General features: G+C 67.4%; 16 protein-coding genes. 4 read left to right on the top strand and 12 right to left on the bottom strand.

Annotated elements, in window-relative coordinates; translation table 11 throughout:
* Positions 1 to 7: 7 nt before the first annotated feature.
* Both BJP32_RS10225 and BJP32_RS10220 read right to left on the bottom strand, forming a co-directional pair.
* Positions 8 to 2,527, bottom strand: a complete 2,520-nt coding sequence (locus tag BJP32_RS10225) for an ATP-binding protein (protein WP_076223924.1) — start codon at positions 2,525 to 2,527, stop codon at positions 8 to 10.
* 77 nt (positions 2,528 to 2,604) lie between these two features.
* On the bottom strand, positions 2,605 to 3,303 hold the full coding sequence (locus BJP32_RS10220) for a GMP synthase (protein WP_076223946.1): 699 nt from the start codon (positions 3,301 to 3,303) through the stop codon (positions 2,605 to 2,607).
* Positions 3,304 to 3,390: 87 nt separating this feature from the next.
* Between BJP32_RS10220 and BJP32_RS10215 the strand changes: the two genes are divergently transcribed.
* Positions 3,391 to 3,726, top strand: coding sequence for an antibiotic biosynthesis monooxygenase (locus tag BJP32_RS10215; RefSeq protein ID WP_076223922.1), 336 nt, complete (start codon positions 3,391 to 3,393; stop codon positions 3,724 to 3,726).
* On the opposite strand, the gene rlmJ is transcribed toward BJP32_RS10215, so the two are convergent.
* The 4 genes from rlmJ to BJP32_RS10195 form a co-directional block, all read right to left on the bottom strand.
* Positions 3,723 to 4,556: a 23S rRNA (adenine(2030)-N(6))-methyltransferase RlmJ gene (gene rlmJ, locus BJP32_RS10210; RefSeq protein ID WP_076223920.1), complete on the bottom strand. Its 834-nt coding sequence runs from the start codon at positions 4,554 to 4,556 to the stop codon at positions 3,723 to 3,725. The genes BJP32_RS10215 and rlmJ overlap by 4 nt on opposite strands.
* Before the next feature lie 114 nt (positions 4,557 to 4,670).
* Positions 4,671 to 5,705 (bottom strand): L-threonine 3-dehydrogenase, encoded by a 1,035-nt coding sequence (gene tdh, locus BJP32_RS10205; protein WP_198935282.1) that lies wholly within the window; start codon positions 5,703 to 5,705, stop codon positions 4,671 to 4,673.
* An 83-nt stretch (positions 5,706 to 5,788) separates the two neighbouring features.
* Positions 5,789 to 6,994 carry a glycine C-acetyltransferase gene (locus BJP32_RS10200; RefSeq protein WP_076223916.1) on the bottom strand — a complete coding sequence of 402 codons (1,206 nt, stop codon included), beginning with the start codon at positions 6,992 to 6,994 and terminating at the stop codon, positions 5,789 to 5,791.
* 39 nt (positions 6,995 to 7,033) lie between these two features.
* Positions 7,034 to 7,924 (bottom strand): DUF4232 domain-containing protein, encoded by an 891-nt coding sequence (locus tag BJP32_RS10195; RefSeq protein WP_076223914.1) that lies wholly within the window; start codon positions 7,922 to 7,924, stop codon positions 7,034 to 7,036.
* 141 nt (positions 7,925 to 8,065) lie between these two features.
* On the opposite strand from BJP32_RS10195, the gene BJP32_RS10190 reads away from it, so the two are divergent.
* Positions 8,066 to 10,183, top strand: a complete 2,118-nt coding sequence (locus tag BJP32_RS10190; protein ID WP_233126805.1) for a TonB-dependent receptor domain-containing protein — start codon at positions 8,066 to 8,068, stop codon at positions 10,181 to 10,183.
* 346 nt (positions 10,184 to 10,529) lie between these two features.
* Positions 10,530 to 13,277, top strand: coding sequence for a TonB-dependent receptor (locus BJP32_RS10185; protein ID WP_076223911.1), 2,748 nt, complete (start codon positions 10,530 to 10,532; stop codon positions 13,275 to 13,277).
* Between the two features lie 211 nt (positions 13,278 to 13,488).
* Here BJP32_RS10185 and mce read toward each other — a convergent pair whose 3' ends face one another.
* From mce to BJP32_RS10160, 5 genes are read right to left on the bottom strand one after another with little or no spacing between them, the layout of a single operon-like run.
* Positions 13,489 to 13,911, bottom strand: coding sequence for a methylmalonyl-CoA epimerase (mce, locus tag BJP32_RS10180; protein WP_003165579.1), 423 nt, complete (start codon positions 13,909 to 13,911; stop codon positions 13,489 to 13,491).
* Positions 13,908 to 16,067 carry a methylmalonyl-CoA mutase gene (gene scpA / locus BJP32_RS10175; protein ID WP_046651982.1) on the bottom strand — a complete coding sequence of 720 codons (2,160 nt, stop codon included), beginning with the start codon at positions 16,065 to 16,067 and terminating at the stop codon, positions 13,908 to 13,910. The genes mce and scpA overlap by 4 nt, the downstream gene beginning before the upstream one ends.
* Positions 16,064 to 17,443: a methylmalonyl-CoA mutase family protein gene (locus BJP32_RS10170; RefSeq protein WP_076223909.1), complete on the bottom strand. Its 1,380-nt coding sequence runs from the start codon at positions 17,441 to 17,443 to the stop codon at positions 16,064 to 16,066. The genes scpA and BJP32_RS10170 overlap by 4 nt, the downstream gene beginning before the upstream one ends.
* A complete protein-coding gene (locus BJP32_RS10165; RefSeq protein ID WP_076223907.1) occupies positions 17,444 to 19,420 on the bottom strand; it encodes an acetyl/propionyl/methylcrotonyl-CoA carboxylase subunit alpha in 1,977 nt (658 codons plus the stop codon).
* A 9-nt stretch (positions 19,421 to 19,429) separates the two neighbouring features.
* Complete coding sequence (locus BJP32_RS10160; protein ID WP_003165583.1) at positions 19,430 to 20,965, bottom strand: acyl-CoA carboxylase subunit beta; 1,536 nt, start codon at positions 20,963 to 20,965, stop codon at positions 19,430 to 19,432.
* Between the two features lie 145 nt (positions 20,966 to 21,110).
* On the opposite strand from BJP32_RS10160, the gene BJP32_RS10155 reads away from it, so the two are divergent.
* A complete protein-coding gene (locus BJP32_RS10155) occupies positions 21,111 to 22,523 on the top strand; it encodes a short-chain fatty acyl-CoA regulator family protein (RefSeq protein ID WP_076223905.1) in 1,413 nt (470 codons plus the stop codon).
* 200 nt (positions 22,524 to 22,723) lie between these two features.
* On the opposite strand, the gene BJP32_RS10150 is transcribed toward BJP32_RS10155, so the two are convergent.
* Complete coding sequence (locus tag BJP32_RS10150; RefSeq protein ID WP_003165585.1) at positions 22,724 to 24,226, bottom strand: CoA-acylating methylmalonate-semialdehyde dehydrogenase; 1,503 nt, start codon at positions 24,224 to 24,226, stop codon at positions 22,724 to 22,726.
* Between the last annotated feature and the right edge of the window lie 38 nt (positions 24,227 to 24,264).

The following is a 24,264-nucleotide window of genomic DNA, read 5'->3' as shown; positions in this document are numbered from 1 at the left end:
CGACGGCTCAAGCCGAAACCTGATCGTTCGCCCGGTCCAGGGCCTCTGCAACGGCCCTGGTCAGGCCCGCCACGCTGAGCGGCTTGGTCAGATGGCCGTCGGCGCCCGCGCGACGGCTGGCCTCGACATGTTCGCTCATGGCGTTCGCGGTCAGCATCAGGATCGGCGTCGGCTCGGCGCCCGTGCGGCGTTCGTGAGCGCGCATCTCAGCCGTCGCGGTCAGGCCGTCCATGACCGGCATCTGCATGTCCATCAGCACCAGGTCGAAGCCTCCCTCGCGGAAGGCGGCCAGGGCTTGAGCTCCGTCCTCCACCGTCGTCAGCGCGACCCCCAGAGGCTCGAGCATGACCTCGACCACCTTGCGGTTGGCCGGGTGGTCGTCCGCCAGCAGCACGCGCGGCGCGCCTGAGCGATCCGCACGCGGCAGAGCGGCAGGCGGAACTGGAGCCGCTTCAAACTCATCCTCTGCGCCCTCGACCGGCGGCAACGGCAGATCGAACCAGAAGCGCGCGCCGCCCTGCGGCGGAGACTCGCAGTCCAACTCGCCGCCCATCAGCCGCACCAGATCATCCGAAATGGCCAGCCCCAGGCCGCTGCCGCCGAACTGACGGGTGATCGAGCCGTCCTCCTGCTGGAAGCGATGAAAGATGCGCGACTTGAACTCGGCGTCGAAGCCGATGCCCGTATCCGTGACCGTGAAGCGCACGCGTTCCCCTTCGCCCTGCACGGCCTCCAGCGTCACCGCGCCTTCCTGGGTGAATTTCAACGCATTGCTGATGAGATTGGTCAGCACCTGACGCAGCCGCACAGCATCACCGATGACTCGACGGGGCAAGGTCGGATCATAGTCCAGCCGCAGCTCGACGCCCTTGCCCAGAGCCAGCGGCGCCCACAGGGCGACCACATCGCGCGTCACCTGCTCCAGGTCAAAGGGCGCCGGGTCGATCGCCACTTGGCCCGACTCGATGCGGGCGACGTCCAGAATGTCCGACAGCAGCCGCTCCAGAGTGACCCCCGACGAACGGATGATGTCGACCAGTTCACGATCCCGCTCCGGCAGATCACGCGTCGTCAGAACCTCGGCCATGGCCACCACCCCGTTCAGGGGCGTGCGGATCTCATGGCTCATATTGGCCAGAAACTCGCTCTTGGCGCGGTTCGCCGCCTCGGCGTGAAGCTGCGCCTTCTTCAGACGCCGCGACTGTCGCCTCTGCCACAGCAGCACCAGCAGCACCGACAGGACGAAAACCAGGCTGATGGCCAGAATCCAGTTCTGACCCCGGATCACCGCCTGCTGCAGCTGGGTGTTGGCGCGTGCGGTCTCGAGCTGACGACGCCGCTCGGCCAGTTGCTGCTGCATGTCGCCCGTCACCTGATGGATGCCCGCGCTGAAGCGGCGGGACAGGTGCAGGTCGCGCTCACGCTGATACTCGCGCAAGATCTCGAACCCCTCGCGCGGCCGGCCTGAGCCGAAGAGGAGTTCAGCCTCAAGCAGGCGCTCGGTCGGATCGACCGCCCCTTCCGGCGCCAGGTCGCGCAGGCGCTCCAGATCGCGACGCGCGCCCGCCAGATCGCCCAGCCGCGCCCGCGCCACGCCGCGCGCCGGCAGAATGTCCAGCGCCAGAAAGGCCTTGCCGTCTATCAGGGCTTCGTGCGGAGCCAGACAGTCCAGCACCCCGCGCGAATCCCGTCGTGCATCGGCCACGGCTGCGCATAGAGCGGCGTCATAGGCGCTGAGGCTTTCCAGATTGGCGCGCTGGCTTAAGCGGTGGTGCGCCGCGTAATAGAGTTCTGCGTTCGGCAAATCCCCGACCTGAATCGCCATGCGCGCCAGATTATAGAGGCTGTCGAAATCAGGGCGCGGGTAATCGGGGTTGGAATCGTCGATCTCAAAACGACGAAAGGCGGCGGCGGCGCCCGCCACGTCGCTGAGCTTCATCAAGCCCATGCCCGTCATTTCCCACACGCCGGCGCGAGCGGTGGCGGCATAGGGGTCGTGAGCCGGAATCTCCGCCTCGACCGTCGTCAGCAGGCGCAGGCCTTCGCCTACCCGGTCCTGATCCATCAAGGCCAGGGCGCTCAAGCGGGCCGCATGGGCCATGACGAACCAATCGCGCGAGGTCCGGGCCGTGCGCGCCATCTCCTCTTCTACCGACAGGTCGCCCTGGTCATAGCGGATGGTCAGTGCGTTCAGTCGCGCAATGGCCAGGTAGCGCTGGTCGTTCTGGGCGCGCGCCTGCGTCTCCAGGCGCTTGTTCCAAATAGCCGCTCGCTCGAAATCGCCCTGGTTCAAAACCGTCCAGGCGACATGATACAGCCGGTTCAGCCCCTCGCGGTCACGGCGTTTCATCGCCGCCAGGCCGAAAGCTTCCAGCGCCGCGAAATCCGTACGGGAGGCGCGCTGTTCGACCGCACGCGCCAGTTCGGCGCTCTGCACCGCCTTGGCCGTGGCGGGCGCGGCGGCCGCCATCAGGGCGACCGCCATCAAGGGCGCGCGAACAAAGGTCTTGAGGCGTATGGAAGACATCCTCGCGACCCTAGTCCTGCGAAAGTTGCCTAAGACTTAGCGCCGTTCGACGACACGCGCCACGCCATGACCGCCCTTCAGGCTGACACGCCCAGATAGGCGCGAATCCAGTCGGCCAGGACGGCGCGGTCGTTCGGCTCGGCCAGGGTGGCGTGGGCCTGATCGACCAGGGCGTCGTCGATGCGTCCCCGCCGCCCCTCGGTCAGGCGCGCGGCGAAGGCCGGATCGAACTCAGGGTGGCACTGGAAGCTGATGGCGTCCTGCCCCCAGGCCAGCCCGGCATAGGGCGTGAACGCGCTGGAGATCAGCACCCGCGCATCGGCGGGCGCGGCCACGACCTGATCCTGGTGCGACACCGGAATGGCGATGGTCGCCGCCGTCGGCGTCATCCAGGCCTCATCGCTCAGCACGTCATAGCGGTGCAGGCCGACGCCCCACCCCTTGTCGGACTTCTCGACCCGGCCGCCAAAGGCGTGAGCCAGGATCTGGTGGCCGAAGCACACGCCCACCAACCGCGTCTTGCCTCGCGCCTCGCGCAGCCAGGCGGACAGCGGCTCGATCCAAGGCAGGTCTTCATAGACGCCCGCCGCCGATCCGGTGACGATCGTCCCGACGAAGGCCGACGGATCCTCGGGGAGTTCGCCCGCCTGAACGTCGAAGCGATGGGTGGTCGCGCCCTCGCCCAGCATGGCGCGGAACTGGGCGGTGTAGTCGCCGAACGCCTCGGCCAAATGGGCAGGCGGGCGACCGGTTTCGAGGATGGCGATGGCGGTCATGAAATCCACTTGATCGACGGGAGTGAAGGAAGCCTCAGCGGCCGGATTGCGGTAGAAGAAAGAACAAAGCAATGAGACGAACCGCCCATGCCTTCTTCCGCCGACGCCCAGGCCGATGCGCCGCTTGAAGACCTGGTCGTCCTGATCAATGTCTTCAAGTGCAATGCGCCCCATCAGGACGAACTGATGGAGCGTCTGGCGGATCTGGTGCGTATTCAGACCGCCCTGCCCGGCTTCGTCTCGGCCACCCTGCATCGCGGATTGAACGGTCGCGTGGCGGCCAATCACGCCGTCTGGGCCGACGCCGACGCCTGGAAGGCCATGACCCGCCATCCTCGGATCGTCGCGGCCATGGGGCCGATCCTGGCCATCGCGACCTTCGAGCCGCACCTCTATGAGCCGGGCGAGGTCATCCAGCCCTAGCCCGCGCGCCAGACCTCGGCCCGACCGCCCGCGTCGCCCAGCGCCTGAACCGTCCAGCCGCAGATTTCAGCCGCCGCCGCCTCTGCGCCCGAGGGGGCGTTGACCACCGTCATGGCGCAGCCGTTCATCTTCATCGGATTGTTCAGCGGACGCAGCCGCGCCTCGGCCACCAGCACCCGCGACAGCCCCGCCTGCTCCAGCCGCCGGATGAAGCCGTCAAAGGTCTCCAGATCCTTCAGCGGCGTCCAGATCGCCACGCAGGCCGTCGGATCGGCGCGCAACACCGCCGCCGCCGTTTCGGCCGAGCGGACATAGTCGTCGGGCCGCTCGAACGGCGGATCGATCAGCGCCAGCGGCGCCTTCAGCCCCCGCGCCGCACGCACCGCCTCCTCATAGCCGTCGCCCGCCTGCCCCACAGCGTTGGGCCAGGCCGCCAACGCCTCGCGCAACAGGGCCTCGACCGGCGGATTCAGCTCGAAGCCGCGATAGGAATCCTCAGGCCGCAAGGCCCGCGCCGTCAGCACCGGCGAGCCAGGATAGAACCGCACCCCGCCCTGCGGGTTCAGCGCCGCGACTTCCGCCGCCAGGGCCTCGATCAGCGGCGGCCGCGCCTCGGCGGTCATCAGCCGCGCCACCCCGGCCTCGGCCTCGCGCGAGCGGACGGCGTCGCCCGACAGGTCGTAGAGGCCCGCCCCCGCATGGGTGTCCAGCACGGCGACCGGGCCCAAGGCGCCGGTTCGCGCCTGCCGCTCCTTCAACAACCACAGCACCAGGGCGTGCTTGACCAGATCGGCGAAGTTTCCGGCGTGAAAGCTGTGACGATAATTCATGCCCGCTCGTCTCTCGCGGCGAGCGCGGGGTCAAGCCCGCATCCCCAGCGCTCTGATACGAAAAAGGCCCCCTGCCTTGCGGACAGGGGGCCTTGGCCTCGCTTCAGATTGCGATCAATCGGCCCAGTTCAGGACGACCTTGCCCGACTTGCCCGACTTCATGGCCTCGAAGCCCGCCTCGAAGTCCTGATACCGCATCTGGTGGGTGATCAGCGGCGTCAGGTCCAGACCGGCCTTCAGCAGGCCCAGCATCTTGCGCCAGGTGGTGAACATCTCACGCCCATAGACGCCCTTGATGGTCAGGGCCTTCAGGATGATCGCGCCCCAGTCCGTCTCCATCGGCTTGGACGGAATGCCCAGAAGGGCCATGCCGCCGCCCATGATCAGAGTGTCGACGCACTGCTTGAAGGCGACGGGCGACCCCGACATCTCCAGCGCCACATCGAAGCCGACCTTCAGGCCCAGCTCGTGCATGACGTCGCGCAGGTCTTCCTTGGTGGTGTTCACGGTGCGCACGCCCGGCGCAACCTTTTGCGCAAGTTCCAGACGGAAGTCGTTGATATCGGTCAGGACCACGGTGCGAGCGCCCGCATGGCGCGCCACGGCCGCGGCCATCATGCCGATGGGACCGGCGCCCGTGACCAGCACGTCCTCGCCCAACAGATCGAACTGCTGCGCCGTGTGCACGGCGTTGCCGAACGGGTCCAGGATCGAACCGATCTCATAGGGCACGTCGTCCGGCAGTTCGATAACGTTGAAGGCCGGGGCCACCACATATTCGGCGAAGGCGCCCTGGCGGTTCACGCCGATGCCGCGCGTGTCCGGGTCCAGGTGGAAGTGACCGGCGCGGGCCGCTTCGGAGTTCAGGTCGATGACATGCCCCTCGGCCGAGACGCGCTGGCCGACCTTGAGGCGGCGATCCACGTCCTTGCCGATGGCGACGATCTCGCCGGCGAACTCGTGGCCGGTGATCATGGGCACGGGCACGTTCTTCTGGGACCACTCGTCCCAGTTCCAGATGTGGATGTCGGTGCCGCAGACAGCGGTGCGGTGGACGCGGATCAGCACGTCCTCGTCGCCCGCGACGGGAATGGGGGCGTCGATCAGCTCCAGCCCCTCGGCCGGTTTCGTCTTGGCCAGGGCCTTCATCATGTCAGCCATGTCGTTTCCTCAAAACGCTTATTTAATTCCGTCACGGCCGGTCGTCCGGCCATGACGATACAGGCGAACGCCTATTTGATGACGCCCAGTTCCTTGCCCGCCTGGGTGAAGGCGGCGACGGCGGCGTCGATCTGTTCGAAGGTGTGGGCCGCAGACATCTGGGTGCGGATGCGGGCCTGGCCGCGCGGCACCACGGGGAAGCTGAACCCGATGACGTAGACGCCCAGCTCCAGCAGGCGCGCCGCCATGTCCTGCGCCAGCTTGGCGTCGCCCAGCATGACCGGAATGATCGGATGCTCGCCCGGCAGCAGGTCGAAGCCCGCCTCGGCCATGGCTGAACGGAACCGCGCCGCGTTGGCGAACAGCTGGGCGCGCAACTTGTCGCCCTCATCCCCAGCGGCGATGCGGATGGCCTCCAGCGACGAGCCGCAGACGGCGGGCGCCAGGGCGTTGGAGAACAGATAGGGCCGCGCCCGCTGCTTCAGCAGTTCCACCACGCTCGACCGGGCGCAGATGAAGCCGCCCATGGCGCCGCCCAGCGCCTTGCCGAAGGTGCCGGTGACGAAGTCGACCTCGACGCCGCAATGCGCAAACGAGCCCTTGCCCTTGTCGCCCAGGAAGCCGGTCGCATGGCAGTCGTCGACCATGATTAGGGCCTGATACTGGTCAGCCAGGGCGCGGATCTGGTCGATCTTGCCGATGTAGCCGTCCATCGAGAAGGCGCCGTCGGTGGCGATGATGATGTTGCGGGCCCCGCCGGCGCGCGCCTCCTTCAGCTTGGCCTCCAGATCGGCGATGTCCGAGTTGGCGAAGCGGTAACGCTGGGCCTTCGACAGGCGCACGCCGTCGATGATCGAGGCGTGGTTCAGGCTGTCCGAGACGATGGCGTCCTCGGCCCCGAACAGCGGCTCGAAGATGCCGCCGTTGGCGTCGAAGGCGGCGGCGAACAGGATGGCGTCCTCAAAGCCGAGATAGTCGGCGATGGCGCGTTCCAGTTCCTTGTGGATCTCCAGCGTGCCGCAGATGAAGCGGACCGAGGCCGTCCCCGCCCCCCATTTTTCCTGCGCCTTGATCCCGGCCTGGGTGACGCGCTCGTCGCCCGCCAGCCCCAGATAGTTGTTGGCGCAGAAGTTCAGCACGTCGCGGCCGTTGACGGAGATCACCGGCCCCTGACGCGAGGCGATGACGCGCTCGGGCTTGGTCAGCCCCTGGGCGTCGATGCCAGCCAGTTCGGCGGAAACACGGTCGTAGAAAGCCTGGTTCGTATCTTGGGTCATGTTTGCTCCGCTACGCTGAATTCGGGCAGGTTTGAACCCCTAGTCTGCGAGCTCTGAAACAGTTTGAGCCGAGGCGTCGGCGACGGGCCGCAGGGGGCTGACCTCAACCTGCCCGCCGCAGGGGGTAAAGGCCAGCGGCAGGGCGATCGCCGTCGCCGCGCCCGGCGCGGTCACGCGCACCGTCTTGGCCGAAGGACAGGTCGTCTCGCCCTTGTCTTCGTGCGGAATGACGGTCCAGGCCAGAACAAACCAGGCGGCCTGCTGCGGGCGGATTTCCACCGGCGTCGGCGCGCGGCCCTGGGCGAGATAGCTCCCCGGCGCCTGAACCGCGCGAACGCCCGTCATCAGCTTTCCTTCGCCGTCCAGCAGGCTGACGGACGGATAGCCCGTCATGGTGCAGGCGTCAGGCCCGGTGTTCCGCAGCGCCAGGGTGGTGAGACGATGACCCATGCCCGCGTCGCCGCCCTCCACCGCCAGGCGCAGGTTCTCGGCGGCGCACGGCGCGCCCGACGGCGGCGGCGCCACGGCGGCGACCGGTCGGCTGCAGCGCTCGATGATGGCGCCGCCCGCCTGATCCCCCGGCCCCCCGGTCTGGCCGATGCGGCTCAGCACGCCGCTCTCCAGTTCGCCCCGGCTGGCCGTATGCCACTCCAGCCCCTGCCCCGCGTACCGGGCGCCGCTGGCCGCAACGACGTTGGTCAGGGCGTAGTCCTTTCCTTCGTAGGACAGACGAGCAGTCTGGGCGTCGGGATAGGCGACGACGACCGTCTTGCCGCTTTCGCAGGCATAGCCGACGGCGGCTGCGCTCTGGTCCGTCGGCGGCTCGATCGGCGCGGTCGGCTCGGCCGGCTTCTCCCGAGAACATCCGGCGGCCAGCAGCCCCAATCCGGCGGTCAGGGCGATGGTCTGGAACGTGGCGGATCTGGTCATGGCGGCCCCCTTGCTGCGGCGACCCTGCTGCAACGTCGAGGGCTTGTGAAGGCTCCGCCCCGGCAAATCGTCAGGGAGCGGTTGCGTAACGATATACTATAACATATCAAGCCTCCCATCATTGTAACGGGGATGCGTGACATGCGATTTCGGACCTTCCTGCTGACCGCCGCGGGGGCGGCGGCGCTGACCAGCCTGGGCGTAGCTGCGCCCGCTTTCGCCGAAGACGTCTTACAGCGTCAGTCGCAGGGCGACCCGCATGATCACGCCCCCCGCGCCGCCGAGGCCTATGAGGTGGACGAGGTCGTGGTGCGCGCCCTGCCCCTGGGCCGCGCGGGCGACGACGTCGGCTCGCACGTCGCCCTGCTGAGCGGCGACGACCTGGTCCACCGGCGTCAGTCGACCCTGGGCGACACCCTGAACAGCATCCCCGGCGTCAACTCCGACACCTTCGGCGGCGGCGCCAGCCGCCCGGTGGTGCGCGGCCAGACCTCGCCTCGCGTCAAGGTGCTGAGCGAGGGCGCCGGCCTGATGGACGCCTCCGAAGTTTCGCCCGACCACGCGGTCAGCGGCGAGCCCCTGCTGCTGGAAGGCGTCGAGATCCTGCGCGGCCCGGCGGCCCTGCTCTACGGCGGCGGCGCCATCGGCGGCGCGGTCAACCTGCTGGACAAGAAGATCCCGACCCGCGTTCCGGCGAACGGCGGCGAGGGCGTGGCCGAATACCGTCGCGGCTCGGTTGATGACGAGGAAGCCGGCGTGGTCGGCCTGACGGTCGGCGCCGGAAACTTCGCCGTTCGCGTCGAGGCGGCCGCGCGCAAGTCGGACGACTACAAGGTTCCCGGCTGGGACGAGCCGCGTCTGGACGGCTCCTACAACGAAACCTCGACGGCGACGCTGGGCGCCTCCTGGATCGGGTCGCGCGGCTATCTGGGCGCGGCCTATACGGAACAGACCAGCCGCTACGGCCTGGCCGGTCACAGCCATGAATATGAAGACTGCCACCCGCACGGCGACCATCTGCATTGCGGCGGTCACGGCCACGACGACGATCATGGCCACGGCGACGACGATCACGGGCACGAGCATGAGGGCGACCACGACCACGCCGCCCCCGAGGTCCGTCTGAAGAGCCGTCGCGTCGACCTGCGCGGCGAACTGCGCGACCCGCTGCCGGGCATCGAGAACGTGCGTCTGCGCGCCGGTTACACCGACTATGAGCACAGCGAGCTTGAAGAAGGCGTCGTCTCGACCACCTTCACCAACAAGGGCTACGACGGCCGCATCGAGGCCCAGCACCGCGAGATCGCCGGCTTCCGCGGCGTAGTCGGCCTGCAACTGAGCAAGAGCGACTTCGCCGCCATCGGCGAGGAAAGCTTCCTGGCGCCCAGCACGACCAAGAACACCGGCCTGTTCGTGATGGAGGAATACGAAATCGGCTTGTGGCACCTGGAAGGCGCCCTGCGCCAGGAATGGCAGGAGGCCTCGGCCGTCGGCCTGCCCGACGTCGAGCACAAGCCTTTCTCCATCTCGGGCGCGGCGGTGTGGCACTTCACCCCCGGCTGGTCCGGCGCCGTGTCGCTGTCGCGTTCGCAACGCGCCCCCTCGGCCCAGGAGCTGTATGCCGACGGCGTTCACCTGGCGACCAACACCTATGAGATCGGCGACTCCAGCCTGGACGTCGAGACGGCCAATTCGATCGAGCTGACCCTGCGCAAGACCGAAGGCGCCCTGACCGGCTCGGTCAGCGCCTATCATTACGTCTATGACGACTACATCTTCGCCCGGACCCTGGATCAGCATGAGGACTTCCGCCTGATCCGTTATAGCCAGGCCGACGCCGCCTTCACCGGCATCGAGGGCGAACTGACGCAACAGTTCACCCCGTGGCTGTCGGGCACGGTGTTCGGCGATTACGTCCAGGGCGAGCTGAAGGGCGACGGCGGGAACCTGCCTCGCATCCCGGCGGCGCGGGCGGGCGTGCGCCTGGCCGCCTTCCAGGGACCGTGGTCCGGCGATGTGGAGTACAGCCGCACCTTCAAACAGACCGACATCGCCGCCTTCGAGACCGAGACGCCCGGCTACGACATGGTCAACGCCACCGTGGCCTATGACGTCGATCTGGGGCCGGTGCGCTCGCAGATCTTCCTGCGCGGGACCAATCTGCTGGACGAGACGGCTTTCAACCACGCCTCCTTCCTGGCCGAGACGGCGCCCCTGCGCGGGCGCAACCTGACGGTGGGCGTGCGCGCCCGCTTCTAGAGCGAAATCGGTTTAGTTGGACGCATGTCCAACTAAACTCAGATATTCGCTCCAGATAATTCTGGACCATTGTTCTGGGTTCAGTCGATCCGACTGAACCGAAAATGGTCTAGGTTTCTTCGCCGTTGCAAAAAACGAGGGGCGGGATCCGACGGATTCCGCCCCTTCGTCCGTTGGAGTCCTGTCGGTTCGAACAGGACTAAGCCCCGCATTACAGGAGTTTAATCCAGGAGAGCGATTGCGCCCCCTTTCGGCGCACATCGTTCTTTAATCGAGTCGATGCGATCGACGAGACAGGGCGTCGGTCGCGAGCGTGCCTGTTTTCCGGTTGCCTTTAGGACTCGACATGTCGCCAGTCGCCTTGCTGTTCGCCCTCGCCTCCCTGTCCCCTGCCGACACGGCGGCGCCCGCCGCCCCGCCGCAGTCCACGCCAGCCCAGACGGCGACCCCGGTCCCGCAGGAAGAGTTGGACGACGGCGCCTATGACCTGGGCACGCTGGAGACCGTCACCACGGCCCGACGCGGCGCGGCCCTGGGCGACTATGAGCCCGAACTGACCCTCGACGAGGAGCAGATCAAGGCCTACGGCGCCAGCAGCATTGAGGAACTGATGACCCTGCTGGAGCCGGTGACGCGCAGCTCGCGCGGCGGCTCGCCGGTTTTCCTGGTCAACGGACGGCGCATCTCAGGCTTTCGCGAAATTCGCGGCATCCCGCCCGAGGCGATCGAGCGCACCGAGATCCTGCCCGAGGAAACCGCCCTGTCCTACGGCTACAGCGCCGATCAGCGGGTCGTGAACTTCGTGCTGAAGGCCGACTTCCGCTCCGTCACCATGCAGGCCAGCGCGCGTCGTCCCGACCAGGGCGGCCGCACAATGACCGACCTGGAAAGCAACATCCTGCGCATCTCGGGCAAGCAGCGCTGGACGCTGGACCTGGAATACGAACGCGACACCCCCCTGTTCGAGACCGAGCGCAACATCACCCGCGACGGCGTTCCCTACGACCTGATGGGCAATGTCACCGCGCCCGGCGGCGGCGAGATCGACCCCGCCCTGTCGGCCCTGCTGGGCCAGAGCGTGACGACCGCCTCGGTCGGGGCGGGCGCGGCGGGCGGCGCCAGCCTGTCCGACTTCGGCGTCGGGCCGCGCACCGACGACCTGACCGCCTATCGCACCTTGTCGCCCAAGCGCGAGAACAGCTCCATCTCCGGCTCCCTGGTGCGCGACCTGAACCAGACCATGTCGATGACGCTCAGCGGCGAACTGGAGGATACATCCAGCTTCTCCTACCTGGGCCTGCCGGGCCTCAGCCTGGCCCTGCCCTCGGCCAGCCCCTATTCGCCCTTCGCCAGCGACGTGCTGCTGCACCGCTATGTCGACGCGCCCGGCGCGCTGGGACGGCAGACGGACACCCTGTCAGGCCAGTTGGGCTTCCTGGTCGACGGCTATCTGGGCGACTGGCGCTGGACGGTGAACGGCGGCTACGACCGAACCGAGACCAAGACCCGCACCGGCCGCGGCCTCAACGACGACGCCCTGCAGGCGGGCGTGACGGCGGGAACCATCGACCCGTTCGGCGATCTGGGCCAGCTGCCGACCAATCCGTTCGACACGGCGCGCTCCATTTCCAGCAAGTCCAGCCTCGAGGGCGTCATCAACGGCACGGCCTGGGAAGGCCCGGCCGGATCGCTGACCTCGACCTTCAAGGTCGGCTTCGACAGCCAGTCGCTGGACTCAGAGACCCTGCGCTTCTCCGAGGAACAGCAGGCCAGCGTCTTCTCCGAACGCTCCCTGTCGCGCGATCGGACCAGCGCCTCGGGCAACTTCAACCTGCCCATCGCCAGCCGCGACCGCGAGGTGCTGGGCGCATTGGGCGACCTGTCGGCCAATCTGAACCTGGCCTATGAAGACCTGTCCGATTTCGGCGGCCTGTCGGCCTATACGGTCGGGCTGAACTGGTCGCCGTGGGAGCCGGTCAACTTCACCGCCAGTTGGGCAGACGAACAGAAGGCCCCGTCGATGTCGCAACTGAACGACCCGACGCTGTCGACCCCGAACGTGCCGGTCTATGACTTCGCCACCGGCCAGTCGGTCAACATCGTCCGCATCGAGGGCGGCAACCCCAACCTGTCCGAGGAGACCAAGCGCGTCCTGAAGTTCGGCGTCAACCTGACCCCGCTGAAGGACAAGGATCTGCGTTTCACGGCCAACTACACCCGGACCGAGACGGAAGGCTCCATCGCCTCCTTCCCGACCATCACGCCTGAACTGGAAGCCGCACTACCCGAGCGCTTCACGCGCGACCTGGACGGCAATCTGGTGTCGATCGACGCCCGGCCGCTGAACTTCCAGAAGGCCGAGCAGCAGGAAATCCGCTGGGGCCTCAACTTCTCGACCGCCTTCGGCAAGCCGGACCCGGCGGCTATGGCCCGCATGAACGCGCGCAGCGGCGGCCAGCGCGGACCGGGCGGCGGCGCGCCGACCGTCATGCGCGTCCAGGGCGGCCCGCCTCCGGGAGGTCACAGCGCGGGCGGCGCGCCCTCTGGCGGCGGAATGCGGATGCAGTCTGGCGGCGGACGCGGTCGGGGCGGCGGCATGATGCCTGGCCAGGGGCGCTTCAACATCTCGCTCTACCACACCTATCGCATCCAGGATGAGATCACGATCCGCGACGGCCTGCCGGTGCTCGACCTGCTGGACGGCGCCGCCATCGGCGCGCGCGGCGGCCAGTCCCGCAATGAAGTCCAGCTGCAGATGGGCGCCTTCAAGAGCGGCATGGGCGGCTTCCTGAACGCCAACTGGAAAGAGTCCACGCGGATCAACGGCGGCTCGTCGCCGGACGACGACCTGAGCTTCTCGGACCTGACGACGGTGAACCTGAACCTGTTCGCCGACCTGTCGTCGAGGGAGAGCCTGGTGTCGCGCTACCCGTGGCTGAAGGGCGCCCGCGTCAGCGTCGGCGTCGAGAACATCTTCGACCAGCGCCTAAAGGTCCGCGACGGCCTTGGCGAGACGCCGCTGTCCTATCAGCCCGACTACCTCGACCCGCTGGGCCGCACGTTCCGCATCAGCTTGCGGAAGATCTTGTACTGATCGGTCGCCCACCGCCACTAACGAAGGAAGGGCGGCTTAGTCGGCCCCCTCCGCCGTCATCCTCGGACTTGATCCGAGGATCGAGGGGACCGGAGCGCTCTTCCTGTCCGCCGTCACGCAGACGGATGGCCCGATCCTCGGATCAAGTCCGAGGATGACGAAGAGCCATGATCATGAAAAAGGCCCGGTCGCGAGACCGGGCCTTTGTCTTCTAGTGATCGCCTTTCGGCGTCTCCATCAGCTCGATCAGCACCCCGCCCATCTCCTTGGGATGCAGGAACACCACCGGCGTCCCGTGCGCCCCGATGCGGGGTTCGCCCGTGCCCAGAATGGTCACGCCCTTGGCGCGCATCTCGGCGATGGCGGCGTGGATGTCGGCCACCTCGAAGCAGACGTGGTGTTGGCCGCCCTTCGGGTTCTTGGCCAGGAAGCCTGTGATCGGGCTGGTCTCGTCGAACGGCTCGATCAGTTCGATCTGGGCCGTCGGCGTGTCGATGAAGCAGACCTTCACCCCTTGGGCGGGCAGGTCGAACGGCTCGCCGATCTTCGTGGCGCCCAGAATATCGCGATACAGCTTGATCGACTCGGCGATGGAGGGCGTGGCGACGCCGACGTGGTTCAGATTGCCGATCACTTCTTCGTCTCCACAGGCGTCGGCTGGGCGTAGCCCAGGCGCTGGTTCAGCTTCTCGATCAGGTCCGCCGCCGTCTCGGCGATCACCGAGCCGGGCGGATAGACGGCCGCCGCGCCCATATCGAGCAGGGGCTGCACGTCCGACGGCGGAATAACCCCGCCGACCACCACCATGATGTCCGGGCGGCCCAGTTTCGCCAGTTCGGCGATCAGCTCAGGCGCCAACGTCAGATGCCCCGCCGCCAGCGATGAGGCGCCGACCGCATGGACGTTCTTCTCCACCGCGTCCTTGGCCGCCTCGGCAGGCGTCTGGAACAGGGAACCGGCCGTCACGTCGAAGCCGATGTCGCCGTATCCGGTGGCGACCACCTTCTGGCCCCGGTCGTGGCCGTCCTGCCCCAGCTTGGCGATCAGGATGCGAGGCGGGCCGCCGTCGTTCTCGACGAAGGCGGCGACCATTTCACGGGCGCGGGCGACCTTGGGATCGTTGCCCGCCTCCTTGGCGTAGACGCCCGAAACCGTCTTCACCGTAGCGATGTGGCGGCCGAAGGCGGCCTCCAGCGCGTCGGAGATTTCGCCCACGGTGGCCTTGGCGCGAGCCGCCCGCACGGCCAGCTCCATCAGGTTCTCATTGCCGCGCGCACCCTCGGTCAGGGCGTCGAGCGCGGCTTGCGTCGCCGCCTCGTCGCGCTCGGCCTTCAGGCGTTGCAGCTTCTCGATCTGGCGGGCGCGCACCTCGGCGTTGTCGACCTTCAGCATCGGAATGTCGTCGACCACGGGGTTCAGATATTTGTTCACGCCCACGACCGTCTGCTGGCCCGTGTCGATGCGGGCCTGCGTCTTGGCGGCGGACTCTTCGATCCGCAGCTTGGGAATGCCCGCCTCGATGGCCTTGGCCATGCCGCCGTAGGCCTCGACCTCCTCCATCAGGGCGCGGGCCTTGGTCGCCAGCTCCTGAGTCAGGCGCTCGACGTAGAAGCTGCCGCCCCACGGGTCGATGACGCGCGTCAGACCCGTCTCGGCCTGCGCCAGAATCTGGGTGTTCCGCGCGATCCGGGCCGAGAAGTCGGTCGGCAGAGCCAGAGCCTCGTCCAGCGCATTGGTGTGCAGGCTCTGCGTCTGGCCGCCCGCCGCCGCCATGCACTCGACCATGGTGCGCGGCACATTGTTGAACACGTCCTGCGCCGCCAGCGACCAGCCCGAGGTCTGGCAGTGGGTCCGCAGGGACAGCGACTTCGGATTGACGCCGCCTTCGCGCTTGACCGCCTCGGCCCACAACAGGCGGCCGGCGCGCATCTTGGCCACCTCCATGAAGTAGTTCATGCCGATGGCCCAGAAGAAGCTCAGACGCGGCGCGAAACGGTCGATCTCCATGCCCGCCGCCTTGCCTGCGCGCAGGTATTCGATGCCGTCCGACAGGGTGTAGGCCAGTTCGATGTCCGCCGAGGCCCCCGCCTCCTGCATATGATAGCCGGAGATGGAGATGGAGTTGAACTTGGGCGTTTCCTTCGCCGTCCACTCGAAGATGTCGGCGATGATCCGCATCGAAGGCGCAGGCGGATAGATGTAGGTGTTGCGGACCATGAACTCCTTCAGAATGTCGTTCTGAATGGTCCCGGTCAGCTTGGCGTGATCGACGCCCTGCTCCTCGCCCGCCACGACGTAGAGGGCCAGGATCGGCAGCACCGCCCCGTTCATCGTCATGGACACCGACATCTGGTCCAGCGGAATGCCGTCGAACAGGGTCCGCATGTCCAGAATGCTGTCGATGGCCACGCCCGCCATGCCGACGTCGCCCTTCACCCGCGGGTGGTCCGAGTCATAGCCCCGGTGGGTGGCCAGATCGAAGGCGACCGACAGGCCCTTCTGACCGGCGGCCAGGTTGCGGCGATAGAAGGCGTTGGACTCCTCGGCGGTCGAGAAGCCCGCATACTGGCGGATGGTCCAGGGCGCGCCCGCATACATGGTCGGATACGGCCCGCGCACGAAGGGGGCGAAGCCCGGCAGGCCATGGATGAAGTCCAGCCCGTCCAGCGCATCCGGACCATAAGCCGTCTCGACCGTCAGCCCCTCGGGCGTCGTCCACGCCGCGCGGTCCGGCCCGACGCCGACGGCGCCCAGATCGAGGGCGACTTTGGAGAAGTCAGGAAAACTCATTGGGCGGCCTCCTCGAAGGCGGCTGCGAAGCGGACAGGCGCCAGGGCCTCGAACGTTCCGACAGCGGCAGGCGCAGCAGGCGCAGGAGTCACCGGCGCAGGACGCACGTCCGGGTCGACGAATTTGGTGACGCCGACGATCTGGGCGGCGCCGTCCTTGAAGGCTTTTTCGGCCATGTCGCGGGCGCGAGCGATGCGGGGCTGGATCACCCCGCCTTCCAGACAGGCGATCACGCCGCCTTCGGCCTCATAGACCTGGAACTCGGCCCAGGCGGCCTCGGCCAGTTCGCGGGTGCGCGCGTCCAGATACCAGGAGCCGCTGGCCGGATCGTCCACGCGGCCAAGGTTGGATTCCTCCATGAGGATCAGCTGGGTGTTGCGCGCCTGACGTTTGGCGAAATCGTCCGGCAGGCCCGCCGCGCGGGTGAAGCCGTCCAGCACCACCGCATCGGCTCCGCCCACGGCCCCGGCGAACCCGGCGGCGGTCAGGCGCAGCATGTTCGGCCACGGATCGCGCGCCGACAGCATCCGCCGCGACGAGCGCGCCTCAATGATCGCCGGAACCTCGGCGCCGAACGCTTTGGAGACGCTGGCCCAGATCAAACGCAGGGCGCGGATCTTGGCCAGGGAATCGAAATAGGTCTGGTCCACGGCGACGCCCAGCACGACGCCCTTCAGCGCCGCCTCAACCGACAGCCCCGCTTCAAAGGCCGCCTTCACATAGGCCACGGCCGACGAGGCGGCGAAGGCCAGTTCCTGGGCGATGGAGCCGCCCGCCTCATGCGCCACGCGGCCCGAGGCCATGAACAGCGTCGCCTCAGGATAGGTCGCGGCGTGGGTCGCCGCCGCCTTGGCCGTCTCGCCCATGATCGCCGCGAAACCGCCCGGCGCCCCGCCTGCCTCGGCATAGGCCGAGATCGGATCGAGGTGGAAGGCCAGCTTGGCGCGGGGCGACCCCTTGGCGGCCGCCGACAGAGCCTCCGCCGCCTTCACGCCCTCGAACCCGGCGTCCAGCGCCACCGGCGCCAGCTCCAACGCCACCCCGTCCAGCGCGCGCGCCAACTTCGCAGCGTCCGCCGCGACCGGCCTGGCGATCAGGACGGAGGCCGCCCCGTTCTCCAGATCGGTCAGGACGGCGCGGTTCAGGACGTCGGCGTCCTCGCCCTCGTTCAGCGCCCGCACGTCCCACGCCCGGCCTTCGGAATCCGAGGGCCGGGGCGCGAACACCGGCTCGCCGCCGTTCGCCGCCCCATACAGCGGTTTCGTCGCCAGATGGTCCGCATCCAGATGGATGAGGCTCTCCAGCGGACGCTCCTTCAGCGCCTTGATAGCGGCTTCACGCCACTCCAGCGGCGTCGGGACGGCGAACTCAGTCATTTACTCGAACTCCACCAGCACGTCGTCGGCGGCGACCGGGTCGCCGGCCTTGGCCTTGACCGCCTTCACCTTGCCGTCGCGCTCGGCCTTGAGGATGTTCTGCATCTTCATGGCCTCGATGATGGCCACGGTCTCGCCGGACTTGACCTCCTGGCCCGGGGTCACGGGGATGTCGACCACCAGCCCCGGCATCGGCGACAGCACCTGCTTGGAGGTGTCCGCCGCCTGCTTCTCGGGCAGCAGGGCGTAGAGATGCGCCACGTCGGGACGCAGCACGCGCACCCGCGCCCGCGCCGCGCGGTGGCGAATGTCGAAGCCGTCGGCGGCGCGCTTCACCTCGGCGGTGAAGGCGTCGTCGTCCAGCACCGCCTTGAACAGCGACAGGCCCGGACGCCATTCGATCTCGGACAGGGAGACCTCCTCGCCGTCGATGGCGACGATCAGGTCTTCGGCCTCGTCATAGCCGACCTCGACCTCATACGCCGTCTTGTCGATCAGGACGGTCCAGTCGGTGCGCTCGCTGGGGTCGCCGTCCTGTTCGGCGATGACCTCTTTCATGGCCACGGCCGAAGCGATCAGGATTTTCACCTGCTCCGGCGTCGGCGCCAGCCCGTGGAAGCCGTCGGGGAATTCGTCCTTGATGTAGCTGGTCGCCAGCTCGCCGGACTGGAAGCGTTCCTGATCCATGACCGCCGCCAGGAAGGGCACATTGTGGCCCAGCCCCGCCAGATGCGTGTCCTCCAGCGCGCGGGCCATGCCGCGCACGGCGTCCTCGCGCGTCTCGCCCCAGGCGCACAGCTTGGCGATCATGGGATCGTAGAACATGCTGATCTCGTCGCCCTCGCGGACGCCGGAATCGTTGCGGACCGTATAGTCTCCCTGATTGCCCTCTTCCGGCTGCTCATAGCGCACCAGACGGCCGATCGACGGCAGGAAGCCGCGATAGGGGTCTTCGGCGTAGATGCGGCTCTCGATGGCCCAGCCGTTGATCGACAGGTCGTCCTGCTTGATCGCCAGCTGCTCGCCCCAGGCCGAGCGGATCATCTGCTCGACCAGATCGACGCCGGTGATCAACTCCGTCACCGGATGCTCGACCTGCAGACGGGTGTTCATCTCCAGGAAGTAGAAGCTCTTGTCCTGACCGGCGACGAACTCGACCGTGCCCGCCGAGTCATAGTTCACCGCCTTGGCCAGAGCGACGGCCTGCGCCCCCATGGCGGCGCGGGTCGCCTCGTCCAGCAGGGGCGACGGCGCCTCTTCGATGACCTTCTGGTTGCGGCGCTGGATCGAGCATTCGCGCTCGAACAGGTGGATGACGTTGCCGTGCTTATCGCCCAGCACCTGAATCTCGATGTGGCGCGGGTCGACGATGAACTTCTCGAGGAAGACGCGGTCGTCGCCGAAGGCGTTCAGCGCCTCGGCCTTCACGGCGGCGAAACCCTCGGCCATGTCGTCGTCCGAATGGGCGACGCGGATGCCCTTGCCCCCGCCCCCGGCCGAGGCCTTGATCATGACCGGATAGCCGATTTCGCGCGCGATCTTCACCGCCTCGTCCGGCGTTTCGATCAGGCCCATGTGGCCCGGCACGGTCGAGACGCCCGCCTCGGCGGCGAACTTCTTCGACGTGATCTTGTCGCCCATGGCGTCGATCGCCTCGGGGTTCGGCCCGATGAAGGCGATGCCCTCGGCCTTCAGGCGCCGCGCAAACCCTGCGTTTTCAGACAGGAAGCCGAAGCCGGGGTGCACGGCCTGCGCCCCCGTCTGCTTCACGGCGTCCACGATCTTGTCCTGGATCAGATAGGACTGCGCAGCCGGCGACGGGCCGATATGCACCGTCTCATCCGCCATCTCGCAGGCCAGCGACCCGGCGTCAGCGTCGGAGTAGACGACCACCGTCTTGATGCCCATGCGGCGGCAGGTCTTGATGACGCGAACAGCAATTTCGCCGCGGTTGGCGATCAGAATTTTATCGAACATTTCTGGGCCTTACAGCGGGATGTTGTCGTGCTTCTTCCAGGGATTTTCCTGGGTCTTGTTCTTCAGCGTCTTCAGCGCCTTGATCAGCCGACGGCGGGTGCCGTGGGGCATGATGACGTCGTCGATATAGCCGAGCCCGGCCGCCACGAAGGGGTTGGCGAAGCGTTCCTTGTATTCGGCCTCGCGCGCGGCCAGGGCCTCGGGGTCGCCGGCCTCCTTGCGGAAGATGATCTCGACCGCGCCCTTGGCGCCCATGACCGCGATCTCGGCGGTGGGCCAGGCGTAGTTGACGTCGCCGCGCAGGTGCTTGGAGCTCATGACATCATAGGCGCCGCCGTAGGCCTTGCGCGTGATGACCGTCAGCTTGGGCACGGTGGCCTCGGCATAGGCGAACAGCAGCTTGGCGCCGTGCTTGATCAGGGCGCCGTATTCCTGCTTGGTGCCCGGCATGAAGCCCGGCACGTCGACGAAGGTCACCAGCGGGATGTGGAAGGCGTCGCAGAAGCGCACGAAGCGCGCGGCCTTGCGGCTGGAGTCGATGTCCAGCACGCCCGCCAGCGTCTGGGGCTGGTTGCCAACGATGCCGACCGGCTGGCCGTCCAGACGGCCGAAACCGCAGATGATGTTCTTGGCGAAGTCGGCGCCGATCTCGAAAAAGTCGGCCTCGTCGACCGTCTTCAGGATCAGCTCCTTCATGTCATAGGGCTGGTTCGGATTGGCCGGGACCAGGGTGTCCAGCGAGGCCTCGTCGCGATCCGGCTCGTCATAGGTGTCGCGGACCGGCGGCGTCTCGCGGTTCGACAGCGGCAGGAAGCCGATCAGGCGGCGGACCTCCGACAGGGCCTCCAGATCGTTCTCGAAGGCGCCGTCGGCGACCCCCGACTTGCCCGCATGGACGCGGGCGCCGCCCAGATCCTCGTGGCTGACGACCTCGTTGGTGACGGTCTTCACCACGTCGGGGCCGGTCACATACATGTAGGAGGTGTCCTTCACCATGAAGATGAAGTCGGTGATGGCGGGCGAATAGACGTCGCCGCCCGCGCACGGCCCCATGATGACCGAAATCTGCGGGATGACGCCGCTCGCCAGCGTGTTCTGCAGGAAAATGTCGGCGTAACCGGCCAGGCTCTCCACCCCTTCCTGAATACGCGCGCCGCCGGCGTCGAACAGGCCGATGATCGGCGCGCCCGCCGTCAGGGCCATCTTCTGGATCTTGACGATCTTGGCCGCGTGGGCGCCCGACAGCGAACCGCCGAACACCGTAAAGTCCTTCGAGAAGACATAGACCAGGCGGCCGTTGATCGTGCCGCGCCCGGTGACGACGCCGTCACCGGGGATGCGCTGCTCGGCCATGCCGAAGTCGTGGCTGCGGTGCTCCACGAACATGTCGGTCTCTTCGAAGGAGCCTTCGTCCAGCAGGACGCCGATGCGTTCGCGGGCGGTCAGCTTGCCCTTGGCGTGCTGGCTGGCGATGCGCTTCGCGCCCCCGCCCAGCTTGGCGGCGGCGCGACGGCGCTCGAGTTCCTCGAGGATGGCCTGGCTCATGGTTGGAGCGACTCCCTGACTTCGTTCAGGGTCCAACAAGCCGCTTCATCGCAAAAAGGCAATCGCAACTTTGCAAAAGGCCTCCAAGTGCGTAAGCCTGCCAAGGCAGACAGGCGTTTTTGCAAAGTTGCAATGCCCGACCATCATGGCTGAAAAACTCTACCTCGGGACCAAGGTCCGCAAGCTGCGCGAGGCGCGCGGCTGGACGCTGGAGCAGTGCGCCGGGCGGCTGGCGCTGTCGCCGTCCTATCTGTCGCAGATCGAGACCAACCAGCGCCCGGCCACGGCGCGGGTGCTGATCGCCCTGACGCGCGCCTTCGACGTGGACGCCAGCCTGTTCGATCTGGACGGCGACGCCCGCCTGATCGCCGACCTGCGCGAGGCGACCACCGACGTCGCGGGCCACGCCGAGGCGCCGACGGCGGGCGAGCTTAAGCAGGCGGCCATGAACGCGCCCCGGCTGGCGCGGCAATTCCTGGCCCTGCATCAGGACTATCGCCGTCTGGACGAGCGGCTGAAGACGCTGAACGAGACGCTGGGCCGCGACGAACACGCCGCCGACGCCGCCCCCGCCCTGCCCTATGAGGCGGTGCGCGACTTCTTCCACTATCGCGACAACTACATCGACGCCCTGGATCGCGCGGCCGAGGATCTGGCCACACGACTGAACCTCGGCGACGGCGTCCATCCGGAGCGTGAGCTTGAGGCCGCCCTCAACGACCTGTGCGGGGTGCGCGTCGCCACCGGTCAGGGGCGCGGCGCCATGCGGCGTTTCGATCCCGGCGCACGCATCCTCTATGTCGACGCCAGCCTGCCGGGCGCCACCCGCGCCTTCCAGATGGCGCACCAGCTGGTTCGGCTGCGCTTTGAAGACCTGATCGAGCACGAACTGGACCGCGCCGCCTTCGACATTCCCGCCGCGCGCGACGTATGCCGGGTCGGTCTGGCCAACTATGCGGCAGGGGCGCTGCTGCTGCCCTATCGCGCTTTTCTGGAAGCGGCGCGAGCGTTGCGGCACGACGTGGACCGCCTGCGCAACCGCTTCCACGTCAGCTTCGAACAGGCCTGCCACCGGTTGAGCACGCTACAGAGGCCCGGCTGGCGCGGCGTGCCCTTCTACTTCGCGCGGGTGGACATGGCCGGGAACATCACCAAGCGGCACAGCGCCACGCGCTTCCAGTTCGCCCGTTTCGGCGGCGCCTGCCCGTTATGGAACGTCCATGAGGCGTTCAGCGCCCCGGACCGCATTCTGGTCAATCTGTCGGAGATGCCCGACGGCGCCCGCTACGTCTGCATCGCCAAGAGCGTGTCCAAGCCGGGCGGCTCGTTTCTGGAGCCTGACCGGCGCTATGCGCTGGGGCTGGGGTGCGAGATCGAGCACGCGGCGCAGCTGGTCTATGCAGAGGGTCTGGACCTGAACGGCCCGCCGACGCGCATGGGGGTCAACTGCCGCATCTGCGAGAGGACGGACTGCACGCAACGGGCGTTTCCGCCGATCGACCGCACGCTGGCCGTGCCGGAGAATGAGCGGGGCGTGATCCCGTACGTTCTCAGCTAGCCCTTCTCGCTCACTGTAATCCTTACTCCCGATGGGAGAAGGTGCCCCGAAGGGGCGGATGAGGGTTCCCGGCCTCAGTCGGCGCAAGCCGTATCGCAACGGCTGCCGCCGACTGACAGCTTGAACCCTCACCCTTTCGCCTTAGCGGATCGCTTCGCTCTCCGAGGCTCAAGCCCTCTCCCATTGGGAGAGGGTCAGGATCAGCCCATCGTCGGGATGACGAAGCTCGAGTCCGCATGCTCCAGATCGCTATCCGGCCAGCGCGCCGTCACGGTCTTGGTCTTGGTCCAGAAGCGGACGCCTTCCATGCCGTGCTGGTTGATGTCGCCGAAGGCCGAACGCTTCCAGCCGCCGAACGAGTGATAGGCCACCGGCACCGGGATCGGCACGTTGATGCCCACCATGCCGACGTTGACGCGGGCGGCGAAGTCGCGGGCCGCGCGGCCGTTCTGGGTGAAGATGGCGACGCCGTTGCCGTACTGGTGCTTGCTCGGCAGGCTCAGGGCCTCTTCGAAGCTGGCGGCGCGCATGATCTGCAGCACCGGGCCGAAGATCTCTTCCTTGTAGGATTCCATCTCGGGCTTCACGTGGTCGAACAGCGACGGGCCGATGAAGAAGCCCTTCTCGTGGCCCTGCAGGCTGAACTCGCGGCCGTCGACGACCAGTTCGGCGCCTTCTTCCACGCCCTTGTTGATCCAGCCCAGAACCTTGTCCTTGTGGGTCTGGGTGACGACCGGGCCGTAGTGGGCCTCGGCGTCGGTCGAGACGCCGACGCGCAGGTTCGGGATTTCCGAGACCAGACGCTCGCGCAGTTCATCGGCGGTGCGCTGACCGACCGGCACCACGACCGGCAGGGCCATGCAGCGCTCGCCGGCCGAGCCGTAGGCCGCGCCGGTCAGATCCTTGATGACCTGATCCATGTCGGCGTCAGGCAGGACGATGCCGTGGTTCTTGGCGCCGCCCATGGCTTGAACGCGCTTGCCGTGGGCCGCGCCCTTCTGGAACACATAGTGGGCGATGTCCGACGAGCCGACGAAGCTCACGGCATGGATCAGCGGGTGTTCGAGGATGGAGTCGACCGCCACCTTGTCGCCGTGGACGACGTTCAGCACGCCCTTGGGCGCGCCCGCCTCCATCATCAGCTCGCCCAGACGCACCGGCAGGGACGGATCACGCTCGGACGGCTTCAGGATGAAGGTGTTGCCCGCGGCGATGGCCACGCCGAACATCCACATCGGGATCATGCCGGGGAAGTTGAACGGGGTGATGCCCGCCACCACGCCCAGCGGCTGGCGCATGGAATAGACGTCGATGCCCGGACCGGCGCCATAGGTGTATTCGCCCTTCGAGGCGTGCGGGATGCCGCAGGCGAACTCGATCACTTCCAGACCGCGCTGGATGTCGCCCTTGGAGTCGGCGATGACCTTGCCGTGCTCGCTGGACAGCAGTTCGGCCAGTTCGTTCATGTTCGCCTCGACCAGGCGCTTGAACTCGAACATGACGCGGGCGCGACGCTGCGGGTTGGTCGAGGACCAGCCTTCGAAGGCGGCCTGCGCCGACTGGACCGCACGGTCCAGTTCCGACGGCGTCGCCAGTTGGACGCGGGCCTGAACCTCGCCGGTGTTGGGGTTGAAGACGTCGCCGAAGCGGCCCGACGCCCCATCAAAAGCCGCACCGTCGATGAAGTGGCGAATATCGCGCATTGAACGTCTCTCCCGATGATTATGGTTCTTCGTGAGCC

It is taken from the genome of Brevundimonas sp. ZS04 (assembly GCF_001956865.1).
Taxonomy (GTDB): Bacteria; Pseudomonadota; Alphaproteobacteria; order Caulobacterales; family Caulobacteraceae; genus Brevundimonas; species Brevundimonas diminuta.
This window is presented reverse-complemented; position numbering and strand designations above follow the sequence as displayed.

Excerpts from the sequence above, each read along its gene's own strand:
- BJP32_RS10225 (WP_076223924.1), bottom strand. The coding sequence starts at position 2,527 with ATGTCTTCCATACGCCTCAAGACCTTTGTTCGCGCGCCCTTGATGGCG.
- BJP32_RS10220 (WP_076223946.1), bottom strand. The coding sequence starts at position 3,303 with ATGACCGCCATCGCCATCCTCGAAACCGGTCGCCCGCCTGCCCATTTG.
- BJP32_RS10215 (WP_076223922.1), top strand. The coding sequence starts at position 3,391 with ATGCCTTCTTCCGCCGACGCCCAGGCCGATGCGCCGCTTGAAGACCTG.
- rlmJ (WP_076223920.1), bottom strand. The coding sequence starts at position 4,556 with ATGAATTATCGTCACAGCTTTCACGCCGGAAACTTCGCCGATCTGGTC.
- tdh (WP_198935282.1), bottom strand. The coding sequence starts at position 5,705 with ATGAAGGCCCTGGCCAAGACGAAACCGGCCGAGGGGCTGGAGCTGATC.
- BJP32_RS10200 (WP_076223916.1), bottom strand. The coding sequence starts at position 6,994 with ATGACCCAAGATACGAACCAGGCTTTCTACGACCGTGTTTCCGCCGAA.
- BJP32_RS10195 (WP_076223914.1), bottom strand. The coding sequence starts at position 7,924 with ATGACCAGATCCGCCACGTTCCAGACCATCGCCCTGACCGCCGGATTG.
- BJP32_RS10190 (WP_233126805.1), top strand. The coding sequence starts at position 8,066 with ATGCGATTTCGGACCTTCCTGCTGACCGCCGCGGGGGCGGCGGCGCTG.
- BJP32_RS10185 (WP_076223911.1), top strand. The coding sequence starts at position 10,530 with ATGTCGCCAGTCGCCTTGCTGTTCGCCCTCGCCTCCCTGTCCCCTGCC.
- scpA (WP_046651982.1), bottom strand. The coding sequence starts at position 16,067 with ATGAGTTTTCCTGACTTCTCCAAAGTCGCCCTCGATCTGGGCGCCGTC.
- BJP32_RS10170 (WP_076223909.1), bottom strand. The coding sequence starts at position 17,443 with ATGACTGAGTTCGCCGTCCCGACGCCGCTGGAGTGGCGTGAAGCCGCT.
- BJP32_RS10165 (WP_076223907.1), bottom strand. The coding sequence starts at position 19,420 with ATGTTCGATAAAATTCTGATCGCCAACCGCGGCGAAATTGCTGTTCGC.
- BJP32_RS10160 (WP_003165583.1), bottom strand. The coding sequence starts at position 20,965 with ATGAGCCAGGCCATCCTCGAGGAACTCGAGCGCCGTCGCGCCGCCGCC.
- BJP32_RS10155 (WP_076223905.1), top strand. The coding sequence starts at position 21,111 with ATGGCTGAAAAACTCTACCTCGGGACCAAGGTCCGCAAGCTGCGCGAG.
- BJP32_RS10150 (WP_003165585.1), bottom strand. The coding sequence starts at position 24,226 with ATGCGCGATATTCGCCACTTCATCGACGGTGCGGCTTTTGATGGGGCG.